The sequence below is a fragment of the Duganella sp. CY15W genome (assembly GCF_009857555.1).
GTDB classification, from domain to species: Bacteria; Pseudomonadota; Gammaproteobacteria; order Burkholderiales; family Burkholderiaceae_D; genus Rugamonas; species Rugamonas sacchari.
Map to the genome: position 1 here is coordinate 238603 of NZ_WWCQ01000007.1, position 21568 is coordinate 260170.

Below are 21568 nucleotides of genomic sequence, written 5' to 3' on the forward strand. Positions count from 1 at the left end.
TACCGAATAAAGCAAACACAGGCCACGCTGATCCGGACACGCCGGATTGCCGTGGCCTTTTTCTTGGAGAGACGAGATGCCATATCAAGCACCGATCAAAGACATGCTGTTCGTGATGAACGAACTGGCCAACCTGCACGCCGTGAGCCAACTGCCAGGCTGCGAAGACGCCACCCCGGAAACCGCCGAAGCCGTGCTGGAAGAAAGCGCGAAATTCGTCGCCGGTGAAATCGCCCCGCTGAACCACGCAGCGGACAAGGAACCCAGCTACTGGACCAAGGACGGTGTGATCACCTCCAAAGGCTTCAAGGAAGCGTTCCGCCAGTTTGCCGACGCCGGCTGGCAAGGCCTGCAGCACCCAACCGACTTTGGCGGCCAGGGCCTGCCCAAGCTGGTCGGCACGCCATGCGTGGAAATGCTGCACGGCGCCAACCTGTCGTTCGCACTGTGCCCACTGCTGTCGGACGGCGCCATCGAAGCGCTGCTGACCGCTGGCAGCGACGAACAAAAAGCCGTCTACCTGGAACCGCTGGTGACCGGCAAATGGACCGGCACCATGAACCTGACCGAACCGCAAGCCGGTTCCGACCTGGCGGCCGTGCGTACCCGCGCCGAACCGCAGGGCGACGGCACCTACAAAATCTTCGGCACCAAGATCTTCATTACCTATGGCGATCACGACATGACCGAGAACATCGTCCACCTGGTGCTGGCGCGCACGCCCGATGCACCGGCGGGCGTGAAAGGCATCTCGCTGTTCATCGTGCCGAAGTTTATGGTCAATGCCGACGGCTCGCTGGGCGCGCGCAACGACGCGCACTGCGTCTCGATCGAGCACAAGCTCGGCATCAAGGCCAGCCCGACCGCCGTGCTGCAGTTCGGCGACAACGGCGGCGCCATCGGCACGCTGGTGGGCGAAGAAAACCGCGGCCTGGAATACATGTTCATCATGATGAATGCCGCCCGTTTCGGCGTCGGCATGCAGGGCATCGGCCTGTCCGAGCACGCCTACCAGCACGCGCTGGCGTACGCCAAAGACCGCGTGCAGTCGCGCGACCTGAACGGCTCGCCATCGGGCGTGGCCATCATCAACCATCCGGACGTGCGCCGCCTGCTGATGAATATGCGTGCGCAGACCGAAGCCGCGCGCGCACTGGCCTACGTCGGCGCATCGCTGTACGACAAAGCCCACCACAGCGCTGATGCCGAACAGCGCACGCAAAACCAGGCCGTGTATGAATACCTGGTGCCGATCATCAAAGGCTGGTCGACCGAACTGTCGCAAGACGTCACGCGCGACGGCGTACAGATCCACGGCGGCATGGGCTTCATCGAAGAAACCGGTGCCGCGCAGCACTACCGTGATGCCAAGATCCTGACCATCTACGAAGGCACGACCGCGATCCAGGCCAACGACCTGATCGGCCGCAAAACCGTGCGCGATGCGGGCAAGATCGCCAAAGGCCTGATCGCCGAAGTGCGCGCGACCGAAGCGGAGCTGGCCAAAGTGGACGGCGCCGATTTCGCCGCAATCCGCAAGCAGCTGGCGCAAGGCGCGGCCGACCTGGAAGCGGTGGTGGACTACGTGGTGGCCAACATCAAGTCCGACATCAAGGGCGTGTTCTCGGGCAGCGTGCCGTACCTGAAGCTGGCCGGCATCGTGCTGGGCGGCTGGCAGATGGCGCGCGCGGCGCTGATCTCGCAGCAGAAACTGAGCGCCGGCGACGGCGACGCCAGCTTCTACCAGGCCAAGATCGCCACGACCCGCTTCTTTGCCGACCACTTCCTGAGCCAATCATCCGGCATCCGCACCTCGATCGTTGAGGGCAGCGCCGGCGTGCTGGCACTGGACATCGACCAGTTCTAACCCAATCCGGGGTCAGGTCCGTCATTTCTACACGAGCTCATCAGCGCTGAAATTTGCTGCTGCTGAGGCCGTGTAGAATTGGCGGACCTGACCCCGGAGTGTTTTTATGCGTATCGCTATCGTTTCTGATATTCACGGCAATCTGCCTGCGTTGGAGGCGGTGGTGGGCGATATTGCGCGGCGCGATGTGGACATGGTGGTCAATCTTGGCGATAGCTTGTCCGGGCCGCTGCTGCCGCTGCAAACCGCGCGCTTCCTGATGGCGCAGGATTGGCTGCAGCTGGCCGGCAACCATGAACGGCAGATCCTCAATCCGCATCAGCGCGGTGAGTCGGATGTCTACGCCCATGCGCAATTGGGCGAGGCGGAGCTGGCCTGGCTCGCCACCTTGCCGCCACAGCGCCGCCTGGATCCCGCTGTGCTGCTGTGCCACGGCACGCCACGCAGCGATCATGAATATTTTCTGGAGACGGTGGAGCCGGCCGGCGCGCGTCTCGCCACCTCTGCGGAGGTGGTGGTCCGCATGGCGGGCACGCAGGCGGCGCTGGTCGCTTGCGGTCACACGCATGTGCCGCGCGCTGTGCGTTTATCTTCCGGCTGTCTGATCGTCAATCCTGGCAGCGTCGGCTTGCAGGCTTATGATGACGACCATCTGCACTACCACGTCATGCAGAACGGTTCACCGGACGCGCGCTATGCCATCGTTGAAAGCGGTCCGCAGGGCTGGTCTGCCGCGTTGCTTGCCGTGCCTTACGACTGGCAAGCGATGGCGGCGCTGGCCGCGCGCAACGGCCGCGCCGACTGGGCGCATGCCATCGCCACGGGCTACGCTTTAAAAAGCTGAATCCAAATCGCCACGGCGTACGTACAAGCTGGATATTCCTCGTGAGGCCAGCATGAAATCTATCTTTATTCGTACCGCATCTTTAGCCAACCGCAAGGCCTATGCTGTCCAGCGCATGAATGCGGCTGCCCAGCGCATGCTGCATGCTGACACCATCGCGGAGGAGATCAAGGCCGGCCATTGGGTATTGGCCTGGGCCGTGGCGGCGGGCGCGCGGCCATCATCGCGCGCTGCGCCGGGTAGTCTGGTGCCGTTTGCGGTGCTTAACCTGCACTGAGATCGACCAGGGCCTGGTACACGCGTACCGGTTCTTCGGCGATGCGGTTCAGTACGTACAGGAAGTGTTCTTCGCCGAAGACGGCATATTCGCGCGTGGGGAAGCCGCGTGCCTGCAGTTCGTCGAGCTGTGCGCCACCGAGGCCGATCAGGGATTCAAACTCGAACCAGCGCGGGTCGATGCGTTCTTGGAGGATCAAGGCGCTGAGGTCGGACTGGATGCTGCGGTCGTGCGTGGCGATCGAGCATTTGTGGCCGCTCAGCAGCAGCGTTTGCGCGTGGCGGCGGTAGGCGGCAGCCAGGTCGGGCGTGCCACGGCTGTAGGCGACGCCTTCCGGCTCGAGGAACGCGCCTTTCACCAGGCGGATGCGGCCAGGCAGCTTCATCAGCGCGGGCAGGTCCTGTTCGGTGCGGTGGCGCTTGGCCGGCACGGTGATGCCGACGTTGCGCAGGTCGTCTTCCTGGTGCAGGCGCGTGTAGATGCGGTAGATGTCGTCCGAACGGTCGATGCCTTCCATCGAGATCATCACTTCGCGGTTGATCTCGGCCGCAGCCTGGGCGATGCGGCGCGCGTTGCGGTAGCCCAGTTCACTGTCCACCAGCGAGCCTACGTGCGACAGGTCGAACGAGATCGAGCAGTTCAGGTTGCGCTGGCCGATGGCTTGCACCAGCTGCATGAAGACCTCCGTCTCGGCCATCGCAAACGCTTCGTCGCGCACGCTTTCGCCCATGTATTCGGCCGATGCGGCGTGGCCGCGTGCGATGATCTGCTCGACGCGTTGCAGCGCTTCTTCCACGGTCTGGCCAGCAACGTAGCGCTGCGATACCTTGTGCATATGGGGCCGCAGCAGCGGGTCGTTGCAGAATTTTTCCTTGGCCGTTTCATCTAGCGCGAGCGTGCGCAGGGCGGTGGCGGCTTGATCGACCAGTGGTTGCCATTCGGCGGGAAAAGCTGGTGTGGACACAGTGTCTCCTTGGTTATGCCGCTGTGCGTGCGCGGCGTGCTTCGTAGGTTTTCAGGTGGGCATACGCGGTCTTCAGCGTAGGCGAATTGTGCTGCGGGTCGCGCGCCAGCATGTCGCCGACGATGTGGTCCGCTTCGATGGCGCCGCCGCGTTCCAGGTCTTTCAGCATTGATGCGGTGATCGGCGAGCCTTGGGTGGTCAGCATGGTGCGTGTGCGCAGTGCCGGTTCCGCGCGGGGTGCGTAGCCGTGTGCTGCGGCGATGGCGTTGCATTCGGCTTGTAGCGTCAGTGCGATGTCCGCCTGGCCCGCGGCGACGATATCGCCGACGGACCCGCGCAGCAAGCAGGTGGCGCTGGCGAGGGAGGTGATGAAGACCCATTTCTCCCACATCTCTTGCCGCATCTGCGGGCTCACGCGTGCATCGAATCTGGCGCCGGACATTGCTTTTTCAATAGCAGTCACACGGTCGGATGATGTGGCATCGAGTTCGCCAAATACCAGGCCGTGCATGTCGTTGAGGTGTTGTACCCCGCCTTGCGCATCGAGTGTGGCGGAGATCAGGCACAGGCCGCCCAGCACGTGCGCCTTGCCGAAGCGCGCGGTCAGCTGGTCGAGATGCGCCATGCCGTTCAGGACCGGCAGGATGGCGGTCTGCGGTCCGACGGCGGCCGCGAAAGACTCCATGGTCGCGTCCAGGTCATAAGCCTTGCAGCCGACGATGATGACGTCGTAGTGCTGCGCGATGTCTGCCGACAGTACCAGGGGAGGCGAGGGCAGCGTCAGGTCGCCATGCGGGCTGTGGACGCGCAGGCCATGCTGCCGCAGTTGTTGTGCGCGCTTGGCGCGCACGAGGAAGGTGACGTCCTGACCTGCATCCAGCAGGCGCGCACCGAAGTAGCCACCCAGCGCGCCTGCGCCGACCACCAGAAATTTCATGACTGTGCTCCGCAAGTAGAAAACTGGCGGTCAGTCTAGCACCGGCCCGAAAGCCGTGCAGGCGAGGGCTTAATTGCGGACCAGCTGGCCGTTGTTGTTGCGTACGCGGTCGCCGCTCAGCATCTGTGGATCGTGGTCGAAGGTGAAGGCGGCCTGGCGGCCATCGTCGTACTGCACGTTGACGGTCCACACTTTACTGGACTTGGCTTGCTCTTCGATTTTCTTGCCGGCGTAGGCGCCGCCTGCCGCACCGGCGACGGTGGCCAGTTGGCGGCCATGGCCGCTGCCGACCTGGTTGCCCAGCAGGGCGCCAGCGACACCGCCGGCGATCAGGCCCAGCGCGCTGCTGTCGCCGGATTTTTCACCCAGCACCACCGAGCTGACCTTGCCGCAGTCCGGGCACGGGCCGGGTTTGGCAGGGCTGGCCTTGTACTGGGCTTTGGCCAGCGCCATCGATTTGTCGTATTCGGTTTTGGCGTCGCGCAGGCACTGCATGCGCAGGCCGGAGTCCTTTTCGTCGCCGCACAGTTTTTTGTCGTCGGTGTAGCGCGTGGCGATGCGCCTGGTTTCGGCGTTGAACTGTTCTTTGGGGCTTTGTGCCTGCGCCGCAGTGGCGGCGAGGGCGGTGGTCAGCGTGGCGATCAGAATGGAGCGGTTGCGCATCATGTTCTCCTTGTTTTAACCGTAGGCGCCACCAGTGTACAGCAAGTCAAACAGGCGGGAGATGGTGGCGATCAGGCCGCCAGAACCGATCATCATGCTGGCCACCAGCACCACGGCGACCGGCCAGTGCGTATCGGATTGCTGGCCGGAGGCGGCGTTATGGCGTGCGTCCCATTTTTCATCCGGCGTGACGCCGATGATGAGCGCTTCGAGAAAGCCCACCAGGCCAGAGATAATGATCGGCAGCAGTTTGTAGAAGCCATCCGCCTGCGGTGCTGCCAGCGAGACGATCAGCGCAGCCGGCAGACAGGCCAGATGCAGCCACAGCCAGAGGTCGCGCAGGCCGCCCAGATACAGCCTTTGCAGGCCCAGACCGCCAAACAGAAAGGCCAGCAGGGCGGCGATTGTCTTGTTTTTGTGACGCGTATGATGCACAACAGTCATGGTTGCTCAGCAAAATAGTCGGTAAAGCAGCAGTATCAGGCATAATACGGCCCCCGGCACGCCTTTTTTGCAGGCAGGGCTATTGCCCCAAGTGCCGGAACAGGGGATAATCTTTGATTACCCCAACATGCCCAATTATTTCATTAACGCTTGCTGCCACGCGGCAAAGCTTGCTATAATTTGCGGCTTTTTCCGTCCTAGCACAAATTTTTTGGAAATATTATGGTCGTTATTCGTTTAGCTCGTGGTGGTGCCAAGAAGCGCCCTTTCTTCAACATCGTTGCAACCGATTCGCGTAATCGTCGCGATGGCCGTTTCATCGAGCGCATTGGTTTCTACAACCCAATGGCTTCGGGTCAAGAAGTTGCTCTGCGCATCACCGAAGACCGTCTGGCTCACTGGCAAGCTGTTGGCGCACAACTGTCGCCTACCGTTGCTCGTCTGGTTGCTCAAAACAAAAAAGCAGCCTAAGCAAGTCTGGTTACCGGTTTGACCGATAAGAATGCATCCGGGGTGCAAATCCCCGACGATCTGGCACAGGTAGGCTTTGTCTTCGGTGCTTTTGGCGTCGCAGGCTGGGTAAGGATCCGTCCTTTCTCGGAAGATGCGGATGCACTCCTCAAGGTCAAAACCTGGTGGTTGGATAAGCCAGCGATGCGCGATGTGGACGTTCAGCAGGTCAAACTGCATGGCGGCGATGTCGTAGCGCGTCTGGTGGGAGTGTCTGACCGGAACGTCGCTGAAGCACTGAAAGGTGCAGCAGTGTTCATTCCGCAAAGCCGCTTCCCGGTCTTGTCCGACGATGAGTTTTACTGGACCGAGCTGATCGGTCTGGAAGTAGAGAATCTGCAAGGTGAGCACCTCGGTACGGTGACTGACATGATGAGCAATGGACCACAGTCCATCCTGCGCATCGCGCCAGCCGCAGCCCCGGATGCCAAGCCAGAAGAAGTTGCGGCGCAAGAGCGCCTGATCCCATTTGTGGACGCGTTCATCATCAAGGTGGACAAGACTGCGAAGAAGATCACCGTCGACTGGGGCCTTGATTACTAAGCGCAATACATTGAGGGCGGTTCGCCATGCAATTTGATGTCGTGACCCTGTTCCCTGAAATGTTTGCCGCAATAACGCAGTCGGGCGTGACCCGGCGCGCGTTTGAACAGAATAAATGTGGCCTGTCGCTGTGGAATCCGCGTGATTTCACCACCGACAATCACCGTACCGTGGATGACCGCCCTTATGGTGGCGGCCCCGGCATGGTGATGCTGGCCAAGCCGCTGGAGCTGACCATCAACGCAGCGAAGCAGCGCCAGACCGATGCCGGTCTGCCGGCGCCGCGCGTGGTGTTCATGTCACCCCAGGGCAAGCAGTTGACGCATGAACGCGTAATGCAGCTGAAGCAGGAGCCCGGTCTGGTGATCCTGTGCGGCCGTTACGAAGCCGTGGACCAGCGTCTGCTGGACCGTGTGGTCGATGAAGAAATCAGCCTTGGCGATTTCGTGCTGTCCGGCGGCGAGCTGCCGGCGATGGCCTTGATGGATGCGGTGATCCGCCTGATTCCCGGCGTATTGAACACCGATGCCTCGGCCATCGAAGACAGCTTCTTCAACGGCCTGCTGGATTCGCCGCACTACACGCGGCCTGAAACGTATGAAGGTGTGGGCGTGCCGCCAGTGCTAATGGGCGGCAACCACGCCGAGATTGAAAAATGGCGCCGCCAGCGCATGCTGGAAGCGACCGCGCGCAAGCGACCGGATTTGCTTATCAAAGCGCGTGAGGCAGGACTGCTCACCAAGCGCGACGAGCAATTTTTGGCAGGCCTTTAGGCCTGCTTTGTTAAACCCCATCCTCTACTGGGCAGAGTGTCCGCACTCACAGCGCGCCAGCAAGATGGCATATGGAGTCATTTAAGATGAACCTGATTCAACAACTCGAGCAAGAAGAAATCGCTCGCCTGGGCAAAAACATCCCTGAATTTGCACCTGGCGATACCGTGGTAGTCAACGTGAACGTAGTCGAAGGCACCCGCAAGCGCGCCCAGGCTTACGAAGGCGTTGTTATCTCCCGTCGTAACCGTGGCCTGAACTCGAACTTCATCGTTCGTAAGATCTCGTCCGGCGAAGGCGTAGAGCGTACCTTCCAGCTGTACTCCCCGCTGATCGCTTCGATCGAAGTGAAACGCCGCGGTGACGTACGTCGCGCTAAGCTGTACTACCTGCGTGATCGTTCCGGTAAATCGGCACGTATCAAGGAAAAACTGCCAAACCGTCGCCCAGCGGCGAAAGCAGCCGTTTAATACGGTTGTGTTTGGAGAGGGCGCCCCGCAGGGCGCCCGCAAAGGGCGCCTACTGGGCGCCTTTTTGTTTTCATCAAGGAGTCTGCATGGCCAAGCCACCGTTCGATCCTCAGCAGTTGCCGATAGACGCCATTGCCGGCGAGCCGGCTGTCGCGCTGGAGCGCCTGGCGCCCGCGTGGCTGCGCAGCCGGTTTGCCGCTCCGCCGGACTGGGTGCCGGAAGGCAGCGAGCGCGCCATCCCCGGCCGTGAAGAGCGTGCGCCCACGCCGGCCTCGGTGCTAATACCGCTGGTGCTGCGCGAGACTGGCCTGACCATCCTGCTGACCCAGCGCACCGCGCACCTGACGGACCATGCGGGCCAGATCAGCTTCCCCGGCGGCCGTGCCGAAGACTACGATCAGGATGCCATCGACACCGCGCTGCGGGAGTCGGAAGAGGAAATCGGCCTGGCTCGTCGTCACGTGGAAATTCTCGGTACCTTGCCGCACTATCTGACCGGCACCGGTTATTGCGTGACGCCAGTGGTGGGCCTGGTGCAGCCGCCGTTTGAGGTGGTGGCCGATCCCGATGAAGTGGCGGCCATCTTTGAAGTGCCGCTGTCCTTCCTCATGGATGGCGCGCACCACCAGCGCCTGTCGGTCGACTTGCCTGATGGCCGCCGCAGCTTTTATGCGATGCCGTACGAAGCTTATTACATCTGGGGCGCGACCGCGGGCATGCTGCGGAATCTGTTCCATTTCTTGCGTGCAGAGTGAGAACTACGCTATCGTAGCGGGCATTAAGGCTATGCCAACGCAAAGGACGTTTAATGACTTTTCTTTCCATTCTATGCGCGCTGCTGATCGAGCAGATGAAACCGCTGCGCGCAGACAATCCGATCTACGCCGAAATCAAGAGTCTGGCGTTGCGGATGGAGACCTGGTTTAACGCTGGACACTCGACCCATGGCCGCATGGGCTGGTTCCTGATGATGGCGATACTGATGGTGCCGACCGCCGCCATCTACTGGGTGCTGCGTCACTACGAATGGACCATGGCTGCATTTGCCTGGAACGTGCTGATCGTTTATCTGACGCTCGGCTTCCGCCACTACAGCCACTATTTCACCTCGATCCAGCTGGCCCTCAATGCGGGCGACGAGCCTGCTGCGCGCGCGCTGCTGGCGGAATGGACCCGGCAGGACACCGTGGGCATGGAAGTGTCCGAGATCGCCCGTATTGCGGTCGAGAAGTCGCTGATCACCACGCACCGCAATGTGTTTGGCGTGTTCTTCTGGTTCCTGATGCCGCTGGGGCCGGCCTGCGCCGTGATGTACCGCGTGGCCGAGCATCTGGCGCGCGCCTGGAACGAACCGGAACATATGCGCAACGAAGCCTTCGGCCAGTTTGCCGCGCGCGCGTTTTACTGGATCGACTGGATTCCGGTGCGCCTGACTGCCGTGGCGTTTGCCGTGGTGGGTAACTTCGAAGATGCGATCTATGCGTGGCGTAATTTCGCCCACCGCTGGTCGAACGAAGCGCTGGGCATCATCCTGACGGCCGGTGGCGGCGCCATGGGCGTGCGCCTCGGCACGCCGGCGGAAAACGCCGTCAAGGCGCAAATGGTGGACGCCACCACCGTGGACGTGGAGATCGAACCGGACGTCATGCCCGGCGAGGAACCGAACGTCCGTTCGCTGCAAAGCACGGTCGGCCTGGTGTGGCGCGCGCTGTTGTTGTGGATGCTGTTGTTGTTGCTGTTGTCGAGCGCTGTTTGGCTCGGAGCGGCGCCTTAACGGGTACAATAGCGGTATTGCTGTGGTGCAGGTTGTAGCATTTCCTGCACCAAAGTGGGATGGGCTGGAAAAAGGCGTTGAATATTCAATGACTTACGTATTCAGGTCTTCTATAAGATATAATACGTAAGATTCTTACAGAATGACCCGCCCGGCCAGTACCCAGCCGGAGTCCTCCACGCATTCTTGTTACCAACAAGTATCTACGCAGAAGCAGCCGCGCCTATGTCAGTTCAAAAACCGGCAGAACAGCAAGATTCGTTCTTCATCCTTGGCCAAACCAGCAATGGCAGGCAGTTCCGTCCGAGCGACTGGGCTGAGCGCCTGTGCGGTGTGATGGCCTGCTTCAAGCCGGAAGGGTCCGGCGGCGGACGCGATTCCCACCTGCAGTTTTCTCCTTACGTGACGCCGACCGTGGTCAACGGCGTCAAATCGGTGGTGGTCAACGGCAAGCTGCGCGCGCTCGAACCCATGGCTTACCACTTCGTGATTTCCTTCGCTAAAGACAACGATCTGCAAATGGTCGACGCCTGTCTGGTGCCCGAAAAAAATTAATAATTAGTATTAATTTTTACTTAAGCCGTCTATGCACGGCGGCTGGGTAAGGCGTATGCTGCGTGTTCCTATCTTTATGGTGAGAGAACATGAACAACAGCCGTCTGAAACACGCCGCCGCTGCCAGCCTCGTGCTGTGCGGAATGTCCTTCGTTGCTACCGGAACTGCCTGGGCCGCTGCTGCCGCGCCAGCCTTGCCTGCCGGCGTCGTCAAAGGGCCGTCGGTGGAGGGCATAACAGAATACCGCTTGCCCAACGGCCTGAAAGTACTGCTGTTCCCGGACGCTTCCAAGCCCACCGTCACCGTCAACGTCACCTACCTGGTCGGCTCGCGCCACGAGAACTATGGCGAGACCGGCATGGCGCACTTGCTGGAACACCTGATGTTCAAGGGCTCGCCGAAGAACAAGAGCATTCCGCAGGAGTTCTCCAACCGCGGCATGGAATTCAACGGCACCACCTCCAACGACCGCACCAACTACTACGAAGTGTTCCAGGCCAGCCAGGACAACCTGAAGTGGGCGCTGGACATGGAAGCGGACCGCATGACCAGGTCCTTCATCGCACGCAAGGACCTGGACTCGGAAATGACCGTGGTCCGCAACGAATACGAAAGCGGCGAGAACAGTCCGTTTGGCGTGCTGTTGAAGCGCATGCAGAGCGTGGCGTACGACTGGCATTCCTATGGCCGTTCGACCATCGGCAACCGCAGCGACATCGAGAACGTCAAGATCGAGAACCTGCAGGCCTTCTATCACACCTACTACCAGCCGGATAACGCTGTGCTGCTGGTGGCCGGCAAATTCGACCCGGCGCAAACGCTGGCGTGGATCAGCAAATCGTTTGGCGTGATCCCGAAACCGAAGCGCAGCCTGCCGCCATTCTGGACCGTCGAACCGACCCAGGATGGTGAGCGCAGCTTCGTTGTACGCCGCAAGGGCGATGTGCAGATCGTCGCGCTGGGCTACAAGATTCCAAGCGCGCTGCAGGCGGATAGCGATGCGCTGAGCTTCATGTCGCAAATCCTCGGCGACGAGCCGACCGGCCGTCTGCACAAGCAGCTGGTGGAAAGCGGCAAGGCCGCGCAGGTGTTCAGCTTTGGCATGACGGGCTATGCGCCCGGACTGCAAATCATCGGCGCGGTGGTCAAGGCCGGCCAGCCGCTGGAACCGGTGCGCGCCGCGCTGACCGAAGCGGTGGAAGGCTTCGCCAAGACGCCGCCGACCGAAGAGGAAATGGAACGTACCCGCCGCAACTTCGCCAACGGCATCGAGAAGTCGCTCAACGATCCGCAGCGCGTTGGTGTGACGCTGTCGGAAGAGGTGTCGCTGGGTGACTGGCGTCTGCTGTTCCAGGGCCGCGACAAGCTGCCGAGCATCACTTCGCAGCAGGTGGCCGAGGTGGCGGCGCGCTATCTGAAGCGCGATAACCGCGTGGTTGGTGAATTCATCCCTGAGGACAATCCGCAGCGTGTCGATATTCCGGCAGCGCCGAGCGTGGCCGAGGTGATGAGGGACTTCAAGGGCAAGGAAAGCGCGCTGACGTCGGAAGTGTTCGACCCAAGCCAGGACAACATCAACGCCCGCACGGAAATCAAGACCATCGGTGGCGTGAAGGTGGCGCTGCTGCCGAAGAAAAACCGTGGTGAGGCGGTATCGGTGAGCCTTGGTCTGCACTGGGGGAATGAGCAGAACCTCATGAACACCACGGTGGTGGCCAATGCCGCCAACGAGATGCTGATGCGCGGCACCAGCAAGTACACGCGCGAGCAGCTGGCGGACGAATTCTCCAAGCTGAAGATCACCGGCAGCCCGTATCAGTTCGATACCACGGGGCCGAACCTGGATGCGGCGGTGCGCCTGGTTGCGCACGTGCTCAAGGACGCCAGCTTCCCGGCGGCGGAATTCGAGCAGATGCGCCAGCAGTGGATCGTCGGCCTGGAATACTCGCGCAGCGAGCCGCAGGTGGTGGCGTCGGAAGCGATTGACCAGCACCTCAACCACTATCCGAAAGGCGATATCCGCAATGCGCTGACGGTGGATGAGCAACTGGCCGCCATCAAGGCCTTGAAGCTGGAAGACGTGGTGGCTTTCCACCGCGCGTTCTACGGCGCCAATCACGGCCAGCTGGCCATCGTCGGCGATTTCGACAAGGCCGCCATCGGCAAGACTATCGAAGAGAGTTTCGGCGGCTGGAACAGCAAGGCTGATTACGCGCCTATCCTGAACACCAACGACACCAAGGCGCCATTGCACGTGACGTTGAATACGCCCGACAAGGAAAACGGCTTCTACACCGCGCGCATGAATCTGGACCTGAACACCAGCGACGCTGACTATCCGTTGCTGGACCTGGCCAACTATATGTTCGGCGGCGGTGCGATGAAGTCGCGCATGATGGACCGCATCCGCCAGAAGGACGGCCTGTCCTACGGCGGTGGCAGTGGTGTGCACGCGGGTGACGAGGACCGTGCCGGCAGCTTCGGCATGGGCGCGATCGCCGCACCGCAGAACCTGAAGAAGCTGGAGGTGGCGATCCGCGAAGAGCTGGAGCGCGCGCTGAAAGACGGTTTCACGGAAGCGGAACTGGCGGGCGCCAAATCGGGCCTGATGCAGCAGCGCTTGCAGAACCGCGCCAAGGACAACGTGGTCGCCTCGGGCTGGACCCACAATCTGTACCTGGGCCGCACCTACAGCTGGAGCAAGGAATATGAGGCCAAGCTGCAGGCCGCGACGCTGGCGCAGGTGAATGCCGCCTTCCGCAAGCATATCGATCCATCCAAACTGTCGGTCGCCGTGGCTGGCGACGAAGCCAAGGCCGCACCTAAAAAGCCGTAATCCTCCCTGCGCGGGCGTTCTCGCCCGCGCATCTCCTGCACGTTTTCGAATTATGTACTATCATTAGTTACATGAGGCGAGACAGCAAACTTTCCTCCATCCTGCACGTGCTGCTGCATATGGCGCACGGCGACAGGCCTTTTACTTCCGAAGAGCTGGCGGGCTTCCTCGGCACCAATCCGGTGCTGGTGCGGCGTGTGCTGGCTGGCTTGCGCGAGCGTGGCTACGTGGGTTCCGACAAGGGCCACGGCGGCGGCTGGAGCATTACCTGCGATCTGCGCAAGGTGACGCTGCAGGATGTCTACGAAGCCGTTGGTTCGCCCACGGTGTTCGCGATGGGGAACCGCGTCGAACAGCCGAAGTGCCTGGTCGAACGCGCCGTCAACGATGCCCTGGGCAGCGCTTTCGATGAAGCAGAAGCCTTGCTGATCTCCCGTTTTAAGAACGTGACGCTGGCCGACCTGTCGGCCCGCTTCAACCAACACCATCATGTAAGCAAGGGAGCGCACTATGACCATCCAACATCCGGCGACTGAGTTTGAAGTGATTGTTATTGGCGGCAGCTATGCAGGTCTGTCCGCCGCGACGCAGCTGGCGCGGGCGCGCCGCCGCATACTGGTGGTGGATGCGGGCCAGCGCCGCAACCGCTATGCCCAGCATTCACATGGCTTCCTTGGACAGGATGGCCGCGAGGCTGCGGCGATTGCCGCCGACGGCCGCGCGCAGCTCATGAAGTATCCAACCGTGCGCTGGATCGAAGGATCGGCCACGCAGGCGGTCAAACATGGTGATGTCTTCCGTGTGACGCTGGCCGATGGCAGTATCTTCCAGGCGCAACGCCTGGTGCTGGCGACCGGCATGGTGGATGAACTGCCATCGATACCGGGCCTGGCCGAGCGTTGGGGCAGCAGCGTGTTTCATTGTCCCTACTGCCATGGCTATGAGCTGGAGCAGGGCCATATCGGCGTGATCGCCACCAGCGCGCATTCGATCCACCACGCGATGATGCTGCCTGACTGGGGCAAGGTCACGTTCTTCCTCAATGGCGCGTTCGAACCGGATGCCGAGCAGCTGGAAAAACTGGCGCAGCGTGGCGTGACAGTGGAGCGCACGCTGGTACGTTCCGTGAGCGGCCAGGCGACGGTGGCGCTGCAGGATGGCCGTGCGCTGGAAATGGCGGGCCTGTTTGTCATCAGCCGCCTGCATAGCGCGAGTCCGATCGCCGAACAACTGGGCTGCGAGATGGAAGAAGGGCCGATGGGCAGCTACGTGCGTACCGACATGATCAAGGCCAGCAGCGTGGCTGGCGTGTACGTGGCTGGCGATGCGGCGCGCATGGCGGGCAGTGTGGCGCTGGCGGTTGCCGATGGCGCGATGGCTGGCGTGGCTGCGCATCAGTCACTGGTCTTTGGTGCGGTGGCAGCGAAAGCTGCCTGATATTTCAAGCCAATCAAGCCAGTCCGGCGCCCGACAGAGTAGCTGGCATGGCGGCGCGCATGCTGTCGATGAAGCAGCGCAGCCGCGCCGGATAATGCGGCGCATGCGGATAGACCAGGTACAGCGGCAGCGGCGCCGCCTGCCACTGCGGCGCCAGATGCAGTAGCCTGCCTTGCGCGATGTCGTCGCGCACCGCCCACGCTGAAATCACGCACATGCCGGTACCCATCAAGGCAGCGTTACGGGCGGCGAATAAACCATCGGTGCTCAGGCGCGGCTGGATCACCAGCCGGTGGCTTGCACTGCCATCCTCGTGATGCAGCGTGATCTCATTGCGGTAGAAGGTCCGCAGTGCTACCCAGGGCAGGGCGGCCAGCTGCTCGGGGTGCGTGGGCAGCGCTTGCCCCGCCAGCAGCGATGGCGCTGCCACTGCGATGCGCGGTATGTCGGCCAGCTTGATGGCGACGACGGACGGATCGCTGACTTCCCCAACGCGTATCGCGCAGTCGATATTTTCGGCGATGAAGTCTGGCGTACGGTCATGCAGCAGCCATTCCACCGACACGCGCGGATAGCGCGCCAGGAACGCGGTCAGCGGCCCTACCAGCTGCTGCTGGCCGAAGGCATGTGGCGCGACCACGCGCAGCGTGCCAGCCGGCTCTTCGCGTGCACCTTGTACTTCGGCGGCCAGCGCGCTCCAGTGCGACAGCAGCTCGCGCGCATGCGCCAGGCAGCGTTCACCGTCCTCGGTCAGCTGCATGGCGTGCGTGGAGCGCTGCAGCAGCCGCAAACCCAGCATGCGCTCCAGCGCCTGTAGTCTGCGGCTGATGGTGGGCTGGGTGGTGCCCAGTTGCGCCGCCGCTGCGGACAGGCTGCCCGCTTCAACGATACGGACGAAGGTCTGCATGAGTTCTATGCGGTCGGCCGCGTTGGAGGATGTGCTCATACGCCGAGCGTATAACATTTGTACGTGACGGTCCACTACCGTTGCCCGCGCCTGCGCACCATACTGGATAGCTCACACAGTATCGGAGGTAGGCAATGCGAGTCAGCTTTATTGGTATCGGCAGTATGGGCGCGGCCATGGTGCCGCATCTGGTGCGCGCAGGGCACAGCGTCAGCGTATGGAACCGCAATCGCGCCGCAGCGGAAGCCATCGATGGCGTGACGGTGCTGGATACGCCTGCCCAGGCTTTTCAGTCTGACGCGGTGATGACCATGCTGGCCAACGATGACGCCGTGCGCAGCGTGATTCTGGACAGCGGTGCGCTGGCCGGGGCCAGCCAGTCCTGCGTGCACGTCATGATGGCGACCATTTCGTTGGCGCTGGTGGACGAGCTGGCGCAGCGGCACAAGGAAGCCGGCGTGGCCTATGTATCGGCGCCGGTGTTTGGCGTGCCGGCGGCTGCAGCAGGTGCGCAGCTGAACGTGCTGGCCGCTGGCGATCCGCAGGCGATCGCGCGTATTCAGCCTTTGCTGGATGTGGTGGGGCGCAAGACCTGGCGTCTAGGCGATGATCCCAGGCGCGCCAATGTGGTCAAGATCTCCGGCAATATGATGATCGCCCAGGCTTTTACGGCGATGGGCGAAGCAGCGCATCTGAGCGAGAGCTATGGCGTCTCGGCAGCGGATCTGCTCGAGGTGCTGACCAATACCATTTTCTCCAGCCCGAGCTACCAGCGTTATGGCGGCTTCATTGCGGCGAATACCTTTGAACCGGGCTTCAAGCTGCCGCTGGGACTCAAGGACGTGAACCTGGCCTTATCGGCGGCCGAGGCCAAGGGCGCACTGCTGCCGGTGGCAAAGCAGGTGCGCGAGAATATGCAGGAAGCCCTGCGTGCAGGACTGGAGGATAGCGACTGGTCGGTCGCGGCAACCATACGCCGCAAGCTATAAAAAAAACCGCCAGGGTCGGGAGAGGCCGCTGGCGGAAACAGACTACACAATGAAGAGGTTACATGCTGCTGGCTTTTGCCTGCTCGGCCATCTCATTCAGCACGGTGCGGTGGTCGCGGAAGTTGAGGGCGCAGCGGCGCATGAAATCATCCAGCGGCGCCACCAGGTCGGGGCCGGTGGCGGGACCAATGTCCGGGAATGATCCCATGCCCGCCAGCAGTGAATACCACGAGCCGACCGGATAGAAATGCTCGATGTTCTGGCGGCGGATTTCTGCGGCCAGGTCGCGGCCTTCTATCCAGGTCTGGAAGATGTGTTTGAGCGAATCGGACACGCTGTCCAGATTCTCCGCGTTGGCGCGCCAGTAGGGCGTGTCGGTACGGCTGTTGGTCTTGTAGTGGGCCACGATGTAGTCGCGGTGGCTGTCGAAGTAATCGTGAATCTGCTGGTTGTAGACGTCCCGCGCCTGGTCGCTCAAGTCGCCTTTTTCCAGGAACAGCAGGAAGATCGCCGCCGTCATCTGCGTCAGGTACAGCGCAGTTGCTTCCAGCGGTTCCAGGAAGCCTTGCGACAGGCCCACTGCCAGCACGTTGCGGTTCCAGTGTTTGGTCACGCGGCCCAGCTTCATTTTCAGGTGGCGCGCCTGGGTGTCTGATTCCAGCAGTCCCAGTTTGCTGCGCAGCTCATGTTCCGCTTCATCGGCTGAGACGAAGGAGGAGCTGTACACATAGCCGTTGCCATAGCGGTTGGTCAGCGGGATCTTCCACGCCCAGCCATGCCGCATGGCGGACGATACGGTTTTGGTCGGGATCTTGTCGCCGATCTCGCTCGGCATGGCGATGGCCGAATCGTTGAACAGGTTGTCGGCGTAGCTCACGAACGGCGTCTCCAGCGCTTTGCCGATCAGCAGCGCGGAAAAGCCGGAGCAATCGACAAAGAAGTCTGCCGCCAGCTGTTCGCCTTCCTGGGTGGCGACAGCAGCGATATCGCCGCGTTCATTCATCACCGCATGCGTCACGTGGCAGCTCTTGTACTGCACACCCAGTGCGACGGCGCGTTTGTGCAGGAACTGGCCCAGCAAGGTCGCATCGAAGTGGTAGCCGTAGTTGGTGAAGAAGGGGAAGTTCTCCGACGATTTCGGCGCGAGGCAATCCTCGCTCAGGCGCGCCGACAGGAAGTAGCGGTTGGGGCGCGCATCGATATGCACGCCGCGCTGGCGCGCATGGACGTTTTCCATGAAGTTCGGCAGGGTCAGATTATCGACCATGGTAGCGAACTGGTGGAAGTAGTTATCGTAGCCCGGCTTGGTGGACCAGCCGTCAAAGCCGATACCGGATTTATAGGTGGCGTTACAGGCGGGCATCCACTCCGATTCCTGGATGCCCAGGCTGTCGAAATAGCGCTTGAGCGCCGGTGTTGACCCTTCGCCTACGCCAATCACGCCCACGGTGGGCGATTCCAGCACCGTGATTTCGACGCCTTGCTTGATCAGCGCATCGCCGTACATCAGTGCCGTCATCCAGCCGGCGGTACCGCCACCGACGATGATGATTTTGCGGGGAGTCGAGGTCACATTCATGATGATGTAGTTATAGTTTGCTGTGACAGAAAAAGACGGAGCCCGAAGGCTCCGTCGTTACTACGTTTTAGAACTTGGCGTGCAGGGTGAAGTACACCTGACGGCCGTTCTTGTACAGCGAGCCTGGCAGATCCATCGCGCCTGGGGTGTGGATGATCGAACGCACCAGCGGGTTGTTCAGATCCTTGCCGTCCAGGGTCACGCTGTAGTTCTCGTTGATCTGGTAGGCCAGCGATGCCGACAGCGTACCAATCGGTGCCTGGAAGGCAGCGCTGTTACGGCTGGTGCCGTTCAGGAAGCCCGAGCGCCAGCTGTAGGTGATACGGGCGCTGAGCTTGTCCTGCTCGTAGAAGACGCCGAGGTTGTAGGCGTTCTTCGAGGTACCGATCAGGGTGCAGTCCTGGTAGGCCAGGGCGCCGCAAGGCGAGCCTGGCGCATGGCCGGTTTCCTTGCCCAGGGTGTAGGTGTAGTTGGCGTTCACACCGAAGCCCTTGGCCAGGTCCTGCACGTACGCAAACTCCAGGCCTTTCACTTCAGCCGTGGTGTTCACCGGCGTCGATACCTGGTACACCGTGTTCTGCTTTTGCAGCTGGTTGTAGAAGGTCGCGGTGCCGGAACCGTAGGTGACGTAGCCGTCCAGTGCCGAGTAGAAGGCATCAGCCGACAGCATCGACTTCGGTGCGAAGTACCACTCCACGCCCAGATCGTAGTTGTTGGCGCGGATCGGACGCAGGTTAGGGTTACCGACGTTACCGGTGCCCTGTACGTCGCGCAGGTCGACGCCGGCCATCATGCCCAGTTCAGGACGGGCCATGGTGCGGCTGGTGCCGAAGCGTGCCACCACATCCTTGGTCACATCCAGACGGAAGTTCGCGCTAGGCAGGAAGTCCATATAGCTGTTGGAGTAACGCTTAGGTTCGAAGCTGCCCGATGGGCCGATTTCGTAGCGGTTGACTTCTTCCGTGGTGTGGACCACGCGCAGACCGAAGTTACCCGACAGGCTTTCGGCGTTGAAGTTTGCCATCACGAAGGCCGACTGGGTCGGTTCCTTGATGTTGAACTCACTCTGGCGCAGGTCACCCGAGTAGCTGCCGTATTTATTCAGCCAGCCGTTGACCGCATCTTGCGAGAAGGTCCAGTAGCCAGCGCCGTTGGCGCCCAGGTCATTGAAGTCGCTCGGGAACGCGGTCAGGCCCGACATTGGCAGGTTGGCCACCGAATCCAGACCTGGCAGCGCGTTAATGCCGATCGAGGTCAGGTCACGTTTGTGTTCTGCGACGCGGCCGCCGAATTGCACGGTGCTCACAGCGCCCCAGTCGGTACGCAGGGTGCCATTCAGTTCGCCATAGGTTTCCTTGTCGTTCGCAGTCACGTGCGAGCCGTAGGTGTATGGCGTTGCCTGCATGCCGCCGATCGAGAACTTGTTGGCGCCTGGGGTGTTGTAGATCACAGGCGAGTTGGCGTCGGTGATGGTGTAGCTGCCGCCGGTGTATGGCATCCACACACCCAGCGCACCGCTGACGGTGTTGCCAACGCCTTTGGTGGTGCCGAGACGGCCCTTCAGGGTCAGCTTGTCGTTGACGCGGTACTTGGCATCGACGTCAAAGAACTGCGATTTGCTCTCTGCGACTGGACGGCTGAACTCTTCCTGAACAGCGCTGGACATGGTGGCGCAGGCGGCGCAATTGGCTGGCACGGTGCCGGTCAGTTGCGTGATGACGCCGTTGCTCAGGGTGCCGCTGACGGCGCCTGCAGGGAAGTTGGTGGTGGCCCACGATGGCGCCAGGAAGCGGCCCAGCGACTGCATGAAGTTGTGGTTGATGTTCGGCGCATCCAGGTGCGAATAGAAGGCCGTCAGATCGACTGTCAGGTCGCTGTTCGGTTTCATTTGCACGTCAATCAGGCCGCCGTTACGGGTGCGCTTCTGTTCGAACCATGCGGTGCCGCCCAGGTAGTTGGCCATGGCGCCTGCTACTGGCGTGGTCTTGATGGCGGTGCCGGCGCCAGGAATGGCCTTGTCGATCGGGCTGCCCGGATCAACGTGGTCGTACCATACCTGGTTTTCCTGGCCGACGCGGCTCAGGGTGCGCTTTTCGTGGAAGGCCTGTACCAGCACGCCCAGGGTGCCCTGGTCATTCTTCCATGCGATCAGACCATTCAGTTGTGGATCGGTCTTGCCGGAGTTGGACGAGTTGACGCCGCCAACGCTGACTTGGGCGTTGAAGGTTTTCTTGAAGTCCAGTGGCTTGCGGGTCTCGATATCGACCACGCCTTCGGCGCCGCCTTCCAGCAGGTCAGCTTGCGAACCTTTGTGCACGGTGACGCGGCCGATCAGCTCCGATGGGAACAGCGAGAAGCTGACGCTGCGGCCACCGCCGACGATGTTGTCAGCGAACCAGTCGCCGCTCGATACCGAGTGGCCGTTCAGGGTGGTCAGGGTCAGGCCGAACGGAGTGCCGCGCAGTGCCACGCGGTCGTTCTCGCCGAACGAGCCTTCGCCGCCGCCAGCTGCTGCCACGCTCACGCCTGGCAGGCGTTGCAGCGAGTCAGCCACGTTCTTGTCCGGCATCTTGCCGACGTCTTCTGCGGTGATGACTTCCACCAGGCTGTCGGAATTACGCTTCTGGTTCAGCGACTGCTGCAGCGATGCGCGGATACCGGTCACGATAACCTGTGCTGGTTCCTCGGCCTGCTGCTTTTGCACCTGCTGTTCCTGTGCGTGCGCCGACATGGCCGCGCCCATGATCATCAGACCAACCGCAGCAGCGATAGGCGTCAGTTTGGACTGTTTAGTGTTATTCGAATGGTGATGCATTGTTCCCTCCCGTTGATGAGGCTCCGCCGAGCCCACTGATTGTTGATGTGTGTCTTCTTTTAAATCACGTTCAAAACCAATCCAACGCCAATATACTCGCGTTTCAATACCAGATCACTACCACTTTAAAATTCTTTTTTGTTATGTTGTATGCGGCATACAAAGTGGCTTTCAAGCAACTCGATAAGACCGGATAGATGGTGGTATGGCACCGGGGTGTGCGTGCTTGCAACACACATAAAGCCTTTACCTAAAGGCGTTATGCAAAATGATAGGATTTATTTGCAGCTTGCGCCGGCGGCGCTGGATTTGCCGTGGTCTTTTTTTGGTATTATCGTTGCACCAACAAAGAGGAGCAGTCGACATCGTTATGAGCGCGATCC

21 protein-coding genes are annotated in these 21568 nt (G+C 61.3%); 14 read left to right on the forward strand and 7 right to left on the reverse strand.

All coding sequences use genetic code 11. The features are described 5' to 3' along the window. The first annotated feature begins 76 nt into the window (after positions 1–76). The 3 genes from GTP58_RS27965 (at position 77) to GTP58_RS27975 (ending at position 2988) form a co-directional block, all read left to right on the forward strand. Positions 77–1867 (forward strand): acyl-CoA dehydrogenase, encoded by a 1791-nt coding sequence (locus GTP58_RS27965; protein WP_161080241.1) that lies wholly within the window; start codon positions 77–79, stop codon positions 1865–1867. A 106-nt stretch (positions 1868–1973) separates the two neighbouring features. After that, positions 1974–2711, forward strand: coding sequence for a metallophosphoesterase (locus GTP58_RS27970; protein WP_161080242.1), 738 nt, complete (start codon positions 1974–1976; stop codon positions 2709–2711). Between the two features lie 52 nt (positions 2712–2763). Further along, the gene (locus GTP58_RS27975; RefSeq protein ID WP_161080243.1) at positions 2764–2988 is read left to right on the forward strand and encodes a hypothetical protein; all 225 of its coding nucleotides are present in this window, start codon (positions 2764–2766) and stop codon (positions 2986–2988) included. On the opposite strand, the gene GTP58_RS27980 is transcribed toward GTP58_RS27975, so the two are convergent. From GTP58_RS27980 to GTP58_RS27995, 4 genes are all read right to left on the reverse strand, one after another. Next, a complete protein-coding gene (locus tag GTP58_RS27980; RefSeq protein WP_161080244.1) occupies positions 2975–3952 on the reverse strand; it encodes a proline dehydrogenase family protein in 978 nt (325 codons plus the stop codon). The two genes, GTP58_RS27975 and GTP58_RS27980, sit on opposite strands and share 14 nt — an antisense overlap. A gap of 13 nt (positions 3953–3965) precedes the next feature. Further along, positions 3966–4889 (reverse strand): 2-dehydropantoate 2-reductase, encoded by a 924-nt coding sequence (gene panE / locus GTP58_RS27985; protein ID WP_161080245.1) that lies wholly within the window; start codon positions 4887–4889, stop codon positions 3966–3968. Between the two features lie 69 nt (positions 4890–4958). Next, positions 4959–5555, reverse strand: coding sequence for a glycine zipper 2TM domain-containing protein (locus GTP58_RS27990; protein ID WP_229215777.1), 597 nt, complete (start codon positions 5553–5555; stop codon positions 4959–4961). A gap of 12 nt (positions 5556–5567) precedes the next feature. Then, a complete protein-coding gene (locus GTP58_RS27995) occupies positions 5568–5996 on the reverse strand; it encodes an NINE protein (RefSeq protein WP_161080246.1) in 429 nt (142 codons plus the stop codon). A 222-nt stretch (positions 5997–6218) separates the two neighbouring features. Here GTP58_RS27995 and rpsP point away from each other — a divergent pair, with 222 nt between their 5' ends. The 10 genes from rpsP (at position 6219) to GTP58_RS28045 (ending at position 14895) form a co-directional block, all read left to right on the forward strand. Further along, positions 6219–6467, forward strand: coding sequence for a 30S ribosomal protein S16 (gene rpsP / locus GTP58_RS28000; RefSeq protein WP_072787273.1), 249 nt, complete (start codon positions 6219–6221; stop codon positions 6465–6467). 18 nt (positions 6468–6485) lie between these two features. Beyond that, positions 6486–7049, forward strand: a complete 564-nt coding sequence (gene rimM, locus GTP58_RS28005) for a ribosome maturation factor RimM (protein ID WP_161080247.1) — start codon at positions 6486–6488, stop codon at positions 7047–7049. 26 nt (positions 7050–7075) lie between these two features. Next, complete coding sequence (gene trmD, locus GTP58_RS28010) at positions 7076–7822, forward strand: tRNA (guanosine(37)-N1)-methyltransferase TrmD (RefSeq protein WP_072787271.1); 747 nt, start codon at positions 7076–7078, stop codon at positions 7820–7822. Positions 7823–7908: 86 nt separating this feature from the next. Beyond that, positions 7909–8292: a 50S ribosomal protein L19 gene (rplS, locus tag GTP58_RS28015; RefSeq protein ID WP_072787270.1), complete on the forward strand. Its 384-nt coding sequence runs from the start codon at positions 7909–7911 to the stop codon at positions 8290–8292. An 86-nt stretch (positions 8293–8378) separates the two neighbouring features. Next, positions 8379–9047 (forward strand): CoA pyrophosphatase, encoded by a 669-nt coding sequence (locus tag GTP58_RS28020; protein ID WP_072787269.1) that lies wholly within the window; start codon positions 8379–8381, stop codon positions 9045–9047. A gap of 53 nt (positions 9048–9100) precedes the next feature. Then, on the forward strand, positions 9101–10066 hold the full coding sequence (locus GTP58_RS28025) for a CobD/CbiB family protein (RefSeq protein WP_161080248.1): 966 nt from the start codon (positions 9101–9103) through the stop codon (positions 10064–10066). A 225-nt stretch (positions 10067–10291) separates the two neighbouring features. Continuing rightward, positions 10292–10621: a DUF3579 domain-containing protein gene (locus tag GTP58_RS28030; RefSeq protein WP_072787267.1), complete on the forward strand. Its 330-nt coding sequence runs from the start codon at positions 10292–10294 to the stop codon at positions 10619–10621. An 89-nt stretch (positions 10622–10710) separates the two neighbouring features. Further along, positions 10711–13458, forward strand: coding sequence for a pitrilysin family protein (locus tag GTP58_RS28035; protein ID WP_161080249.1), 2748 nt, complete (start codon positions 10711–10713; stop codon positions 13456–13458). Positions 13459–13529: 71 nt separating this feature from the next. After that, on the forward strand, positions 13530–13994 hold the full coding sequence (locus GTP58_RS28040; protein WP_161080250.1) for an Rrf2 family transcriptional regulator: 465 nt from the start codon (positions 13530–13532) through the stop codon (positions 13992–13994). Next, complete coding sequence (locus GTP58_RS28045; protein WP_161080251.1) at positions 13969–14895, forward strand: NAD(P)/FAD-dependent oxidoreductase; 927 nt, start codon at positions 13969–13971, stop codon at positions 14893–14895. The genes GTP58_RS28040 and GTP58_RS28045 overlap by 26 nt, the downstream gene beginning before the upstream one ends. A 13-nt stretch (positions 14896–14908) precedes the next feature. On the opposite strand, the gene GTP58_RS28050 is transcribed toward GTP58_RS28045, so the two are convergent. Further along, positions 14909–15841: a LysR family transcriptional regulator gene (locus GTP58_RS28050; RefSeq protein ID WP_202413887.1), complete on the reverse strand. Its 933-nt coding sequence runs from the start codon at positions 15839–15841 to the stop codon at positions 14909–14911. 95 nt (positions 15842–15936) lie between these two features. Between GTP58_RS28050 and GTP58_RS28055 the strand changes: the two genes are divergently transcribed. Continuing rightward, complete coding sequence (locus GTP58_RS28055) at positions 15937–16791, forward strand: NAD(P)-dependent oxidoreductase (RefSeq protein ID WP_161080252.1); 855 nt, start codon at positions 15937–15939, stop codon at positions 16789–16791. Between the two features lie 58 nt (positions 16792–16849). Here the strand turns inward: GTP58_RS28055 and GTP58_RS28060 are convergent, their stop codons facing one another. Beyond that, a complete protein-coding gene (locus GTP58_RS28060; protein ID WP_202413888.1) occupies positions 16850–18364 on the reverse strand; it encodes a tryptophan halogenase family protein in 1515 nt (504 codons plus the stop codon). A gap of 73 nt (positions 18365–18437) precedes the next feature. Then, the gene (locus GTP58_RS28065) at positions 18438–21185 is read right to left on the reverse strand and encodes a TonB-dependent receptor (RefSeq protein ID WP_161080254.1); all 2748 of its coding nucleotides are present in this window, start codon (positions 21183–21185) and stop codon (positions 18438–18440) included. Between the last annotated feature and the right edge of the window lie 383 nt (positions 21186–21568).

Bases quoted from the DNA above. Each gene is read 5' to 3' on its own strand.
- GTP58_RS27965 (WP_161080241.1), top strand. From the start codon at position 77: ATGCCATATCAAGCACCGATCAAAGACATGCTGTTCGTGATGAACGAA.
- GTP58_RS27970 (WP_161080242.1), top strand. From the start codon at position 1,974: ATGCGTATCGCTATCGTTTCTGATATTCACGGCAATCTGCCTGCGTTG.
- GTP58_RS27975 (WP_161080243.1), top strand. From the start codon at position 2,764: ATGAAATCTATCTTTATTCGTACCGCATCTTTAGCCAACCGCAAGGCC.
- panE (WP_161080245.1), bottom strand. From the start codon at position 4,889: ATGAAATTTCTGGTGGTCGGCGCAGGCGCGCTGGGTGGCTACTTCGGT.
- GTP58_RS27990 (WP_229215777.1), bottom strand. From the start codon at position 5,555: ATGATGCGCAACCGCTCCATTCTGATCGCCACGCTGACCACCGCCCTC.
- GTP58_RS27995 (WP_161080246.1), bottom strand. From the start codon at position 5,996: ATGACTGTTGTGCATCATACGCGTCACAAAAACAAGACAATCGCCGCC.
- rpsP (WP_072787273.1), top strand. From the start codon at position 6,219: ATGGTCGTTATTCGTTTAGCTCGTGGTGGTGCCAAGAAGCGCCCTTTC.
- trmD (WP_072787271.1), top strand. From the start codon at position 7,076: ATGCAATTTGATGTCGTGACCCTGTTCCCTGAAATGTTTGCCGCAATA.
- rplS (WP_072787270.1), top strand. From the start codon at position 7,909: ATGAACCTGATTCAACAACTCGAGCAAGAAGAAATCGCTCGCCTGGGC.
- GTP58_RS28020 (WP_072787269.1), top strand. From the start codon at position 8,379: ATGGCCAAGCCACCGTTCGATCCTCAGCAGTTGCCGATAGACGCCATT.
- GTP58_RS28025 (WP_161080248.1), top strand. From the start codon at position 9,101: ATGACTTTTCTTTCCATTCTATGCGCGCTGCTGATCGAGCAGATGAAA.
- GTP58_RS28030 (WP_072787267.1), top strand. From the start codon at position 10,292: ATGTCAGTTCAAAAACCGGCAGAACAGCAAGATTCGTTCTTCATCCTT.
- GTP58_RS28035 (WP_161080249.1), top strand. From the start codon at position 10,711: ATGAACAACAGCCGTCTGAAACACGCCGCCGCTGCCAGCCTCGTGCTG.
- GTP58_RS28040 (WP_161080250.1), top strand. From the start codon at position 13,530: ATGAGGCGAGACAGCAAACTTTCCTCCATCCTGCACGTGCTGCTGCAT.
- GTP58_RS28045 (WP_161080251.1), top strand. From the start codon at position 13,969: ATGACCATCCAACATCCGGCGACTGAGTTTGAAGTGATTGTTATTGGC.
- GTP58_RS28050 (WP_202413887.1), bottom strand. From the start codon at position 15,841: ATGAGCACATCCTCCAACGCGGCCGACCGCATAGAACTCATGCAGACC.
- GTP58_RS28055 (WP_161080252.1), top strand. From the start codon at position 15,937: ATGCGAGTCAGCTTTATTGGTATCGGCAGTATGGGCGCGGCCATGGTG.
- GTP58_RS28065 (WP_161080254.1), bottom strand. From the start codon at position 21,185: ATGCATCACCATTCGAATAACACTAAACAGTCCAAACTGACGCCTATC.